Genomic DNA, 11,308 nt, shown 5'->3' with positions numbered 1-11,308 from the left:
CTTATCAATCTGACTCTGTTCCTGAGCGATTTTATGGAACTTATCCACATCGGGGATAACCCCAAGCGTTCTTCCGTTATCAAATTTACAGTGCAGAGTACCCGCATCGTCCACAAATTGAACTATGCCTTTAGTACCTGGTGGAATCGGACGGGGATCGTTATCCATACTGTCAAGGCATATCCGAGTTCCTTCGGGATATCTCTGCCTGAGCATTTCTACCTTCTTTTCGTTGTAAATCATATAACACCTCACATCGTCATTCCCATATCGGGTCTTTGGTCATGTCCTCGGTCTGACTGCTGTTCATTTTTTACTTGATCACCTCCAGTCGTTTTAGATTCCCTTTTTATAGTATATTTGTTATCAAGCCTCCTTTGAAATAAAAAAAGACCGCTTTGTCGTTTATCGCATTTCGTGATATTTGACAAAACAGCCTTCTAAACTTTGTGAATGTTTTTTTATAAAAAAACGGCAAGCCGGGAGCGAAATCTGCTCAAAGCTTGCCGTTTTATTTGACAATATTCATTTGTCGAGGGTTCGAACCCTTCCGGTCGGTGAAAATCATGAAAAAGCATCCATGGTTTTTACCTTGAATTTTTCAGCTGAAAAGCATGAAAAAAGCCCGTAAATACGAGCTTTTAAGGGTGAGCATCCATTTAGTCTCACCAATATGGTGCGGCAAACGGGACTTGAACCCGTACGTCAAGGACACACGCCCCTCAAACGTGCCTGTCTGCCAATTCCAGCACTGCCGCATTTGCTATTCTTTTCGCTGAACTCTTTCGTTTTGTTTGTGTTCCGTGTCATTCAGCTTAATTATTATAGCATTTATTTTTTCTATTGTCAAGGCTTTTTTTCAAAAAAATTCGACTATTTATAAATATACATACCACATACTTATTTATATATATTCAAACTCCGCTATTGACAAATCAGTCAGGCAGTATAACAGTTCTGTTAGGCTAGATATTCTAAAGCAAAGCAGAAATTGAGCTGTTCCACCTATACAAAACAGTTTCACTCATTATGAATTTTCTCAACAAAAAAAGGACTTCATTACGAAGTCCTTTAATTATTTGTGCAAACTCAGGATTACTTGAGCTCAACAGAAGCGCCAGCAGCCTCAAGCTTTGTCTTGATCTCCTCAGCGTCAGCCTTTGAAACACCTTCCTTGATAGCCTTAGGAGCACTCTCAACGAGTTCCTTAGACTCCTTAAGACCAAGACCTGTGATCTCCTTAACAGCCTTGATAACAGCCATCTTAGCATCGCCGAATGAAGTCAGAACTACGTCGAACTCTGTCTTCTCCTCAGCAGCAGCGCCAGCAGCACCGGCAGCTGGAGCAGCAGCAACAGCAGCTGTTACACCGAATTCTTCCTGGATAGCGTCAACAAGCTCTGAAAGCTCGAGAACGGAAAGTTTCTTGATCTCTTCTACAAAATTCATAATCTTCTCTGAAGCCATGATAAAAATCTCCTTTTTATTAAATAATTTTTCGGGTCAAAGCCCATTCGTTAAGCGGCATATAAATTATGCAGCCTCGTTGTCCTTGTCCACAACAGCCTGAAGTGTTGCGGCAAGCTTCTGGATAGGACCCTGAAGGGAACCAACCAGCTGTGCGAGCAGTGTTTCTCTTGAAGGGATCTTCGAGAGAGCCTTAACGCCTGCCTCGTCGTAAACGTCCTCACCAATGTAACCAGCCTTGAGGAAGAACTTTTCGTCCTTGCAGTCCTCAGCAAACTTACCGAGTATTCTTGCAGGAGCTGTCTGGTCGTCGTTAGAGATAGCGATAGCTGTTGTACCCTCGAGTACGTTTGTGATACCGTCAAGACCAGCTTCCTTAAGAGCAAATCTCAGGATAGTGTTCTTCTCAACGAAATAACTTACGCCAGCCTCTCTCAGCTCTTTTCTGAGCTTTGTATCCTCTTCAACAGTGATACCCTTGTAATCAACGAGTACGCCTGCAGCAGAGTTCTTGAGCATTTCAACGAGCTGTGCAACTCTTTCCTTCTTAGCGGACAATGTCTTTTCGCTTGGCATTTCAATTTCACCTCTTTGAACTAATTTACGCAAACCGTAAACTAACAAAAGAAAAATCCCTTTCGTCGCAAGACAAAAGAGATACAAAGTCATAATTACTTTGCTATTCCTTTCCTCGGCTGGACTTCTGCAGTTTCCTGCTGCCAACTGTCTTTAGATACGAATGCTCTAATATTATAACAGACCCCTGACATTTTGTCAAGAGCCTGCTACATTTCTAATGTAAATTTTTTATGAACTGGCGTTATTCAGCCTCGTCAACATCCATCTTATGCTGAATGCCGTTATCATCAGCGTCGTAAACATCTCCCCTAAGCTCCACAGATACCTCGCTGTCCGTGTCCTCATTGACGTGAAATTCATAATACTGATCGCCGTTCTCGTCAACGCCTTTCTTGATATTTGAGTTGTCGATATCCTGCTCTTTGCCATTTATGAATAGACTTATCTTCTCAACAAGCTGTCCGTCTGTGGCGGCGTTTACTGATACCATAGAAACTGCGGCGGTGGCTGCAACTGCTGCTGCGATAACAAGCGGCTTCATTCTTTTTTTGTTTGTTTTCATCGTTATGTTCCTGCCCTTCTCTGCGTTTATCTTTTCTCTGACAGAGCCTGCAATGCGGACGGGGTCACATTCTGCCGTATTGAGCGGTGCAAAGCTCTGCGACCAGTTATCATTTTTTTTCATTTTTATAGCCCCTTTCTGCCAGATATTCTCTAAGCTTTTTTCTCGTGCGTGAAAGTCTTGTTTTGCAGGCGTTTTCTGTAATGCCCATTTTTCCGCTTATGGCGGCAAGCCTTTCTCCGTAATAGTAAAATCTTATAAAGATCTCTTTGTCCTGCTTTGAAAGCCGTTCAAGACCGTCGGATATCAGTTCAAGCTTCTCGGCGTTTTCCATATCATTTTCAATGCTGCCGCAGGATAAGATATCCTCCATAAGCTCGCCGCACTGCATATCCTTGCCCTTTGACCTGAGCTTGTTTATAGCACAGTTTCGTGTGCAGGCTGCAAGATACGGTGAAATGCTGCGGCTCTCATCAAGACTGTCGGCGGTCTGCCAGATACGGAAAAACACATCTGATGTTATCTCCTCTGCGTCCTCTGCAGTGAACGCACCTCCCAGAATGTTTCTCGCTATGGTATACACATAAGCCGAATAGGAGCTTATAAGCTGATCCAGAGCTTTCTGGGATCTCTTTTTCAGCTTTGTTATCAGATGTTTTTCGTTCAAGCTTTCCACCTCCTGTCTTTTGGCTTTCACTAATATATACACGCATTTTTGAAAAAGGTAACACACAAACACGAAAAAGCTCCCCGTGTGAGCGGAGAGCCTTTGTATTAAATATTTATCTTATGCTTTGTATACTTGCTTGATATTTTAAGCCTTGCCACAGCCTTGTTAAGAGCCGCCTGCGTGTGATAATATTCTGAAATGCTCTGCTTCTGCCTGAGCTTCTCCTCAGCTCTCTCCTTAGCGGCTTCCGCACGCTTTTCGTCTATCTCCTCAGGGCGTTCCACAGTGTCTGCAAGAAGCGTCACATATGACGGCATTATCTCCACAAAACCGTCGCTTACCACTGCATAGTGCCACTGATCCCCCGTCCTGAAACGCAGCTCGCCTGCATTAAGACAGGTTATCATGGGCTGATGATTAGGCAGTATTCCGAAAGAGCCGTCCTGACCCGGGAATATAAGCTCGTCACATTCTCCCGAATAGAAAACGTGGTCGCTGGCAAGTATTTCAAGCTTGAATGTCTTTACCATTTCAGCTTCTCCTTTCGGTGAGGGTCATCACTCGTTTTCAAGCTGTTTAGCCTTTTCGATAACATCGTCGATAGTGCCTGCGTTAAGGAATGCAGCCTCTGGATATTCGTCCATTTCGCCGTCGATTATCTTCTTGAAGCCTCTGATAGTTTCTTTAAGCGGAACGTATTTGCCCTCTATGCCTGTGAAGTTCTCTGCAACATGGAAAGGCTGTGAAAGGAATTTCTGTATCTTTCTTGCTCTGTAAACAGCCGTCTTGTCGGCGTCGTCAAGCTCCTCCATGCCCAGGATAGAAATGATATCCTGAAGCTCCTTGTATTTCTGCAAAAGCTCCTGCGTCTTTCTTGCGACCTCATAATGCTCCTGACCTACTACGTCAGGCTCAAGTATTCTTGAAGTTGACTCCAGTGGGTCAACGGCAGGATAGATGCCCTGCTCAACTATCTTTCTTGACAGCACCGTTGTTGCGTCAAGATGTGAGAACGTGATAGCAGGTGCCGGGTCTGTCAGGTCGTCCGCAGGGACATATACAGCCTGTACAGATGTGATAGAGCCTTGCTTTGTTGAGGCGATACGCTCCTGCAAAGCGCCCATTTCGTTCGCAAGGGTAGGCTGATAACCAACGGCTGACGGCATTCTGCCAAGCAGTGCAGATACCTCAGAGCCTGCCTGAACGAATCTGAATATGTTGTCTATGAAAAGCAGTACGTCCTGATGTTCCTTATCTCTGAAATACTCAGCCATTGTAAGTCCTGTCTGAGCAACTCTCATTCTTGATCCTGGTGGCTCGTTCATCTGACCGAACACTAGGGCTGTCTTTTTGATAACGCCTGAGTCTGTCATTTCGTGCCATAGGTCATTGCCCTCTCTTGAACGCTCTCCAACGCCTGTGAAGATAGAATATCCGCCATGCTCTGTGGCAACGTTTGTGATAAGCTCCTGAATAAGCACAGTTTTACCAACGCCTGCACCGCCGAACAGACCTATTTTACCGCCCTTTGCATATGGAGCAAGAAGGTCTATTACCTTTATGCCTGTTTCAAGGATCTCTGTTGCAGGCTTCTGATCTTCAAATTTTGGCGGCTCTCTGTGTATCTCCCAGTAGTCGTCAGCCTTGACAGGCTCGCCGCCGTCAATGCTCTCACCAAGGACATTGAACATTCTTCCAAGGGTAGCGTCGCCTACAGGAACTTTTATGCAAGCGCCTGTGGCAGTGACCTCCATATCCTTTTCAAGTCCGTCGCTTGAAGCAAGCATGATAGCTCTGACAGTGTTGTTGCCAAGCTGCTGAGCCACTTCCATGACCTTTGTCTTGCCGTCAAGCTGTACAGTAAGAGCGTCCTTTATCATAGGAAGCTTGCCGTTTTCAAATTCAACGTCAACGACAGGTCCCATTATTTCAACGATCTTTCCTTTTTCCATTTTAATCTCAACACCTTTCCCGAAAGCCTTAACTCTCGTCCTTTTGAGCATTTGCTCCGCTGACGATCTCGGTTATCTCCTGTGTGATAGCCGCCTGTCTTGCTCGGTTATACTGCAACGACAGCTCCTTTATCATCTCCGAAGCACTTGTGGTAGCACCGCTCATGGCGGTCATTCTGGCATTCTGCTCACTAGAGAACGCCTCTACCAAAACGCCGAATATAAGACCTTTCATGTAGTTCGGCACAAGATGATCCATTACCTTTTCAGGACTTGGTCTGAACGTCACGATATCGTGATCCTGCTTTTGCAGAGGGTGTTCAAAGTCCTCACGCTCCAGCGGAAAAAGCTTGAGCATCTCAGGCTCCATATCCATGGAATTTATCATCTTGGTGTAAATAACATAAACCTCGTCAAGATATTTTCTCTCAAAAAGATCTGTGACAGTTTCGGCGATCGCCCTCGCCCTGTAAAGGGTAGGATTTTGAGCCGTGTAAAGGAACTCAGCGTCGATGGTCACGTTCTTTCTTGAAAAATAATGTCTTCCGATCTGTCCCACAACGAAAAGGCAGGTGTTCTTGTGCTTAGCCATTTCCTGCTCTGCAAGCTTTAAAACGTTGTGGTTATAAGCTCCTGCCAGACCCTTGTCGGCTGTTACCACTATGTAGCCTATCATTTTGTCCTCAGGCTTTTTCTCCTCACGCTGGTCGAAATACTTGTGCTCGAACTCAGGTGTGTGGAGCAGTATGTGGTGAATGGTAGATTGGAGCTTTTCAAAGTAAGGCTCGGTGTTTTCAAGCCTTTTCTTGGCTTTTTTCAGATTTGAGGAAGAGATAAGGTACATAGCGTTTGTGATCTTCATGATCTCGCTTACGCTTGCGATCCTTTCTCTTATCTCTCTCATTCCTGCCATGCCTTATGCCTCCTTTCGGTGCAGAGCCTTTATCTGCCCTGCTTAAATTCCTTTGCGGCAGCAACTATCTTTGCGTCAAGCTCGTCTGTCATGACCTTTTTGTCGTTTATCTCGGCAATGATATCGCTGTGATTTGCCTCAAAGTAGGAAAGCATATCCAGAGTGAATTTTCTTATCTCCTTAACAGGCACGTCAAGCAAAAGCTTGTGCTGTGCGCAACAGAGGATAATTACCTCCTCGTGCATTGAATAAGGGTGATAAAGCGGCTGTTTAAGTATCTCAACGAGCCTGTGACCATGGTCGAGAAGCTCCTGCGTTGTCTTATCAAGCTCAGAGCTGAACTGTGTGAACACTTCCATTTCTCTGAACTGCGCAAGGTCGATACGCAGATTACCTGATACTTTCTTTACTATCTTGGTCTGTGCCGCACCGCCTACACGGGATACTGAAAGACCAACGTTTACAGCAGGTCTTACGCCTGAGAAGAACAGCTCTGTTTCAAGGAAGATCTGTCCGTCTGTGATAGAAATAACGTTTGTAGGGATATATGCGGAAACGTCGCCCGCCTGTGTTTCGATTATAGGCAGGGCAGTGATAGAGCCGCCGCCGTGAGCGTCGTCAAGTCTGCATGAACGCTCCAGAAGTCTTGAATGAAGATAGAATACATCTCCAGGGTAAGCCTCACGTCCCGGAGAACGTTTCAGAAGCAGGCTCATTGCTCTGTATGCAACTGCGTGCTTTGAAAGGTCATCGTATACTATAAGAACGTCCTTGCCCTTATCCATGAAATATTCAGCCATTGCTGTGCCTGCGTATGGGCATATGTACTGCAATGGCGCAAGGTCGCTGGCCATAGCCGTTACAACTATGGTGTAATCCATGGCACCGTGCTTTTTAAGATCCTCAACGAACTTTGCGACTGTGGAAGCTTTTTGTCCGATAGCCACATATACGCATATCATATCCTTGCCCTTTTGGTTAAGAATGGTATCAAGAGCAATGGAAGTTTTACCTGTCTGACGGTCGCCTATGATAAGCTCACGCTGACCTCTGCCGATAGGGAACATCGAGTCGATAGAAAGTATACCTGTTTCCAGCGGCACTGTAACAGACTTTCTGTCGCAAACGCCTGCGGCTTCACGTTCGATAGGGTAATAATCGTCATACTCTATCTCGCCCATGCCGTCGATAGGAGCGCCCAGAGCGTCAACAACTCTGCCCAGAAGCTTTTCGCCAACGCCGACGCCTGCCCTTTTCTTTGTTCTGACTACCTTTGAACCTTCCGTAAGACCATGGTCAGAGCCAAGAAGAACGCAGCCGAGAGTTTTTCTCTCCACATTCTGAACTATTCCTTTAACGCCTGTTTCAAATTCAACAAGCTCACCATACATTGCATGATTAAGACCGTAAATATTTACGATACCGTCATTTATGGATATTATCCTGCCTGTTTCGTTGACCTGAGTTTTCGCCTCAAAGTCAGCTATCTCACTTTTAAGCACCGAGATAATATCGCTTCTGCTTGAACCTGCCAAGCCGTTCACCTCCCTGATATCCTGTTCTGCAAAGCTTTTATCATACCCTGAACGCTCTTGTCATACTCGACCCCGTTCACTTCAAGACGATAGCCGCCCATGAGGGCTTCGTCGGTATTCACTTCCAGCAGAACATCGCTCACGCCGTATTTCTTTTTCAGCGTTTCTTTTATTTTATCCGTCTGTGCCTTTTCAGGCGGGCAGACGCAGTAAAGCTCAGCTTTAAGTATATTTTTGCTTTTGAGGACTTCCTCATCGTATGCGTCAAAAATGTCCATGATGTTATCCATGTGACCCCACTGACACATGACCTTGAGAAAGTTTCTCATATCTTGTGGAAAAAGCCTGTCTATAACTTTCTCCTTTTCCTTTATTTCCACAGCAGGGCTTGCAAGAGCGTCCTTAAGCTCGTCACAGCTTTCAAAAAGCTCTCTTGAAGCCTTTACGCTCTCAGCCTTTGGCGAAAGCTCAAAAAGCACTCTGCCGCAGACTTCCTCGGGATAAAAGATCATTTGGCAGCACCTACCTCGGAGAGAAATTCATCAACAGTTTCTCTGTCGGAGTCGCCTCCCACATTTTTCTTAATGACCTTAGCAGCCGCCAGTATAGCAAGGTCTGCGATCTGGTATTTTGCGTCGTCCATAGCCTTTTCCTTTTCGTTTGCAATGGACTTTTCAGCTTCTTTCATTATCTTAGCAGACTCGGCTCTTGCATTTTCAAGCATAAGGTCGCATTCTCTGCCTGCCTGTGCTTTAGCCTTGTTTGTTATCTCAACAGCCTGACTGTGTGCGTCGGCTATCTCAGCTTCATAGTCAGCTTTCATTTTTTCAGCGTCCGCCTTAGCCTGTGCCGCACCGTCAAGGTCGCTTTGTATCTTTGCAGACCTCTCGTCCATCATTTTGCACACGGGCTTGAAAAGAAACTTTTTAAGGAGCAGATACAGTACCAGCAGATTTATTATTACCCATACCAAACTTATATCAAGACTTATCATAGCTATGCTCCTTTCATAAAGATGTTTTGTTTTATTACTTCAGGAAGAAGATGATAAGGATAGCTACGATAAGACCATAAATAGCGGTCGCCTCTGCAAGTGCGCAGCCGAGAAGCAGTGAGCTTCTTATATCCTTTTTTGCTTCAGGCTGTCTTGCGATAGACTCTGTTGCCTTTCCTGTTGCAAGACCTATTCCGATGCCTGCGCCTATTCCTGTAATAACGGCTACAGCCGCACCAATTGCTACTAACATGATATATACCTCCGTTTTTATTCTTTTACTTTTCTACGCTTATTCTCTTACTTCAGGAAGAAGATGATAAGGATAGCTACGATAAGGCCGTAGATAGCTGTTGCCTCTGCAAGTGCGCAGCCGAGAAGCAGTGAGCTTCTTATATCCTTTTTAGCCTCAGGCTGTCTTGCGATAGACTCTGTTGCTTTTCCTGTTGCGATACCTATTCCGATACCTGCTCCTATTCCTGTAATAACGGCTACAGCCGCACCGATTGCTACTAACATAGATCATACCTCCGAATTTCTGTTATCTTAGTCGTCGTCCTCTATTGCTTCATTTATGAACAGGGACGTGAGGAACACGAAAACATATGCCTGAATGAAGCCGTCGAAAATATCAAAGTATGCCGAGAATGCCAGCGGTATCACTATCGGGCAAACGGCGTCGATAAGCTCCATGATGATATAAGACGCAAGCACGTTTCCAAAAAGTCGCATACAAAGCGACAGCGGTCTGATAACAAGCTCCATTACATTCAGCGGAGCGATTATCGCCACAGGTTTGGCAAAGCTTTTCAGCCAGCCCTTTGTTCCTTTTGCTCTTATTCCTGCAACCTCCACAAGCACAATGCTCATGATCGCAAGTCCTGCGGTAACATTCAAGTCTTTTGTAGGCGGTGTAAAGCCCAGCAGACCGATGATGTTCGCAAAGCCTATGTAGATAATGACAGTTGCAAGGAACGGAAAATACGCCATACCCTTTTCTCCGAGCTGTTCTCTGAAGAAATCTCTGAGAAAGCCTACGAATGATTCAAGCATCATCTGTTTCCTGTCAGGGATAAGTTTAAGGTTTCTTGTGAGAAGTATTGAAGCTATCACAAGTATCGCCATTATTATCCATGTTACCACGCAGGACACAGGAACGGGTATGCCTCCGAAAATCGGTATCCTGAAAGCTACTTTGTTTTGCATAGCCTCGGAAAGATTTTCGGAAATCCTCTCCAGCATTTTATCACCTCCAAAAAAATAAAACCAATAAGAATGCCAGCCTCATAAGGGTACAATAAGGTCCTTACCGTTCACCCCCAGCGGTCGAATGCAATCGTCATTGATTTTATCATGATAAAACTATTTTTTGTATGCGTCCCCCTATGGGCGCAGTGATGTAAGACTTGCTTTTTGTCTACGAATATATTATAATACAATCATAAGCATATGTCAAATAGATATTTTCTATTGTAAACATACTCATAGTGTATGGATAGAGAGGAGAGGAACGGTTTATGAGAGAGATAAATTTCGAGCATTATAAGATATTCTATTATGTGGCAAAGTTCCAGAACATAACAATGGCGGCAAACTATCTGTTTTTGTCGCAGCCGAGCATAAGCCGATGCGTAAAAAATCTTGAGGACGAGCTTGGGTGCAAGCTTTTTGTGCGGTCAAAAAAGGGTGTAGAGCTGACAACGGGCGGAGAGATGCTCTTTAAGCATATATCCATAGCCTGCAAGCATATATTCTCGGCAGAGGAGGAGCTTGCGCTGATAAGCGAGCGTGACAGGGCGATAGTAAGGCTTGGAGGAAGCGAGGTGGCACTGCAAAGCTTTCTTATCGACCGAATAGTAGAGTTTCACAGAGAACACCCGAAGATACAGATAAAGATAGACAGTATGTCCACCCCTGACGCTATAGAAGCGTTGAGGGCAAATCTAATAGACGTGGCTGTAGTTACCTCGCCGTTTGCAGACAAAACGGGGCTTAACATAAATGTGATAAAGAAGCTTCAGGACATCGTTGCCGCAGGAAATGGCTTTTCCTATCTTAAAGACAAGGAGATATCCCTGCATGAGCTTGTGAAATATCCGCTTATCTGTCTTAAAAACACCACCACCACCCGAAACTATCTTGACCATATATTCAGACAGCACAACCTGCTGTTAAGACCTGATATTGAGCTTACGTCCATAAACTTTGTAATGCCGATGGTAAAGAACAATCTTGGCATAGGCTTCATGCAGTATGCGACCACCAAGGCGGAGATAGAGGCAGGGAACATCTTCAGGGTGAACACAAAAGAGCAGATACCGCCCAGGAGCATATGTGCGGTAACGGCTTCCCAGTATGAAACTCCGGAGCCTGTTCAGAGGTTTATAGACAGCCTGCTTGAAAAGGAGAGCGTGGAGGCATAAGTGCAATTTGGGGCGTTGGTGACAGCGTCCTTTTTTTGCGGTTTACACACAACGTTTGGCACATTGTTTCAAACACTATACGGCACGTCTACACAAATTCGTGATAAAACCAAACCTTGCCGCCCTCAGAGCGGGCTGTCGAGGGCGCCAGCCCCTACATTTATACCTGCAGTTTCTACTGCCGCAAAATCGCTGTCGCCCTTTGCAGGGGTT

Annotated in this window: 15 protein-coding genes, 1 tRNA gene and 1 other annotated feature; of the genes, 1 reads left to right on the top strand and 15 read right to left on the bottom strand. The window is 45.2% G+C overall.

All coding sequences use genetic code 11. The annotated features are described in order from the left end of the window. The 15 genes from DWW81_RS02780 to DWW81_RS02710 form a co-directional block, all read right to left on the bottom strand. A partial coding sequence (locus DWW81_RS02780) for a DUF4314 domain-containing protein (RefSeq protein WP_117945372.1) occupies positions 1-243 on the bottom strand: 243 nt, incomplete at its 3' end. A gap of 431 nt (positions 244-674) precedes the next feature. Further along, positions 675-758: transfer RNA gene (locus DWW81_RS02775), tRNA-Leu, on the bottom strand. A gap of 337 nt (positions 759-1,095) precedes the next feature. Next, complete coding sequence (rplL, locus tag DWW81_RS02770) at positions 1,096-1,467, bottom strand: 50S ribosomal protein L7/L12 (protein WP_117891382.1); 372 nt, start codon at positions 1,465-1,467, stop codon at positions 1,096-1,098. Positions 1,468-1,533: 66 nt separating this feature from the next. Beyond that, the gene (gene rplJ, locus DWW81_RS02765; protein ID WP_022288200.1) at positions 1,534-2,043 is read right to left on the bottom strand and encodes a 50S ribosomal protein L10; all 510 of its coding nucleotides are present in this window, start codon (positions 2,041-2,043) and stop codon (positions 1,534-1,536) included. Positions 2,044-2,084: 41 nt separating this feature from the next. Continuing rightward, positions 2,085-2,218 (bottom strand) — a sequence feature (ribosomal protein L10 leader region). A 69-nt stretch (positions 2,219-2,287) separates the two neighbouring features. Beyond that, positions 2,288-2,731: a hypothetical protein gene (locus DWW81_RS02760; RefSeq protein ID WP_117897160.1), complete on the bottom strand. Its 444-nt coding sequence runs from the start codon at positions 2,729-2,731 to the stop codon at positions 2,288-2,290. After that, the gene (locus tag DWW81_RS02755; protein ID WP_181982650.1) at positions 2,718-3,275 is read right to left on the bottom strand and encodes a sigma-70 family RNA polymerase sigma factor; all 558 of its coding nucleotides are present in this window, start codon (positions 3,273-3,275) and stop codon (positions 2,718-2,720) included. The genes DWW81_RS02760 and DWW81_RS02755 overlap by 14 nt, the downstream gene beginning before the upstream one ends. Before the next feature lie 107 nt (positions 3,276-3,382). After that, the gene (locus DWW81_RS02750; RefSeq protein WP_117865184.1) at positions 3,383-3,808 is read right to left on the bottom strand and encodes a F0F1 ATP synthase subunit epsilon; all 426 of its coding nucleotides are present in this window, start codon (positions 3,806-3,808) and stop codon (positions 3,383-3,385) included. 27 nt (positions 3,809-3,835) lie between these two features. Continuing rightward, entirely contained in the window at positions 3,836-5,230 is a 1,395-nt protein-coding gene (atpD, locus tag DWW81_RS02745) for a F0F1 ATP synthase subunit beta (protein WP_022288198.1), read from the bottom strand. Between the two features lie 28 nt (positions 5,231-5,258). Next, complete coding sequence (atpG, locus tag DWW81_RS02740) at positions 5,259-6,143, bottom strand: ATP synthase F1 subunit gamma (RefSeq protein ID WP_038672510.1); 885 nt, start codon at positions 6,141-6,143, stop codon at positions 5,259-5,261. A gap of 29 nt (positions 6,144-6,172) precedes the next feature. Further along, entirely contained in the window at positions 6,173-7,687 is a 1,515-nt protein-coding gene (gene atpA / locus DWW81_RS02735; RefSeq protein WP_337399820.1) for a F0F1 ATP synthase subunit alpha, read from the bottom strand. Continuing rightward, positions 7,684-8,190: an ATP synthase F1 subunit delta gene (gene atpH / locus DWW81_RS02730; RefSeq protein ID WP_117897162.1), complete on the bottom strand. Its 507-nt coding sequence runs from the start codon at positions 8,188-8,190 to the stop codon at positions 7,684-7,686. The genes atpA and atpH overlap by 4 nt, the downstream gene beginning before the upstream one ends. Next, positions 8,187-8,672: a F0F1 ATP synthase subunit B gene (gene atpF / locus DWW81_RS02725; protein ID WP_117897163.1), complete on the bottom strand. Its 486-nt coding sequence runs from the start codon at positions 8,670-8,672 to the stop codon at positions 8,187-8,189. The genes atpH and atpF overlap by 4 nt, the downstream gene beginning before the upstream one ends. Before the next feature lie 34 nt (positions 8,673-8,706). Continuing rightward, on the bottom strand, positions 8,707-8,925 hold the full coding sequence (atpE, locus tag DWW81_RS02720) for an ATP synthase F0 subunit C (RefSeq protein WP_022288193.1): 219 nt from the start codon (positions 8,923-8,925) through the stop codon (positions 8,707-8,709). Between the two features lie 47 nt (positions 8,926-8,972). Continuing rightward, positions 8,973-9,191: an ATP synthase F0 subunit C gene (gene atpE, locus DWW81_RS02715; RefSeq protein WP_022288192.1), complete on the bottom strand. Its 219-nt coding sequence runs from the start codon at positions 9,189-9,191 to the stop codon at positions 8,973-8,975. A 27-nt stretch (positions 9,192-9,218) separates the two neighbouring features. Continuing rightward, positions 9,219-9,914: a F0F1 ATP synthase subunit A gene (locus DWW81_RS02710; RefSeq protein WP_022288191.1), complete on the bottom strand. Its 696-nt coding sequence runs from the start codon at positions 9,912-9,914 to the stop codon at positions 9,219-9,221. Positions 9,915-10,189: 275 nt separating this feature from the next. On the opposite strand from DWW81_RS02710, the gene DWW81_RS02705 reads away from it, so the two are divergent. After that, positions 10,190-11,095, top strand: coding sequence for a LysR family transcriptional regulator (locus tag DWW81_RS02705; protein WP_117876924.1), 906 nt, complete (start codon positions 10,190-10,192; stop codon positions 11,093-11,095). Positions 11,096-11,308 lie beyond the last annotated feature (213 nt).

This window comes from Ruminococcus sp. AF17-1AC, assembly GCF_003461385.1.
Lineage (GTDB): Bacteria > Bacillota > Clostridia > Oscillospirales > Ruminococcaceae > Hominimerdicola > Hominimerdicola aceti.
This window is presented reverse-complemented; position numbering and strand designations above follow the sequence as displayed.